Here is an 890-nt window from a genome sequence, read left to right as displayed (position 1 = left end):
CGCTGCTTCACTGAATGCCCACTTCAAGTGTGCGTTGCCAATCTTATTCCCCTGCGTACCGTGTGTTTTACCGGCCGACTCAGCTTTGCATTTCACTAACCGTGAATACGAGGCAAACTTCTGAACTGATGGAAACCGCTTAATATCGCCAACTTCATACAAAATGGTCAGGGCTAAAATTTTTCCGATACCTGGAAACGACTTAAGGATATGTAAATCTGTTGCACGGTGTGTTTGTGCCTGAGTCTTTACATAGTGTTCAATCTTGTAAAGTTCACTCACCATGGTTTCGATAATATTGAGATTTAAATCCATGCTCTTTTGCACAGCTTCATCAGGAAAAAAGTGATGCATTTTTTCTCGGTCAGGTGAATTTTGCAGATTCAAACGAGACTCCGGCGCAGGTAGATTGTATTGACTGATCGTACTGGACACGTGCGCTTTCAGTTGCGCACTCATTCTCATTATGTGGGTTCTACGACGAAGCGCATCACGTATTGAGCGATGCTCTTTTGAATAGGCATGTGCTAACGGAAAATTGCCGCCACGCATGAGCTTGGCAATCTTGAGTGCATCAATCTTATCATTTTTGGTTTTACCGGCATGAATCGCTTTCATGTAAAGCGCATGGCCAAGAATAAAGTCAATATTGTGCTCTTCACAAAAGTCAGACACCCAATACCAGCAATGCATGCATTCCACGCCAACAACTACGTTGCCCAGATAGGGCTTTAGTAGCGCTAACAGTTTGTCGGGTGTATCATCAATTTTTTCGTGAACGAGAATATTGTTTTCATTATCAATAATGCAGACGTAAAGCAGTCTTGTGTGAAGATCGATTCCACAATAGTACGGATGTGTATTAGTATAAAAGTTCATTGAGTTTTCTC

Annotated in this window: 1 protein-coding gene; it reads right to left on the bottom strand. The window is 42.2% G+C overall.

Translation table 11 applies throughout. The annotated features are described in order from the left end of the window. On the bottom strand, positions 1–879 hold an 879-nt coding region (locus tag V7R42_RS19875), incomplete at its 3' end, for an IS110 family transposase (protein WP_334022397.1). Positions 880–890: the final 11 nt, after the last annotated feature.

Origin of the sequence: Alteromonas sp. S015, from assembly GCF_036864485.1 — a bacterium.
Taxonomy (GTDB): Bacteria; Pseudomonadota; Gammaproteobacteria; order Enterobacterales; family Alteromonadaceae; genus Alteromonas.
The sequence above is the reverse complement of the archived record's forward strand: the minus strand, read 5'-3'. Positions and strand labels throughout refer to the sequence as shown.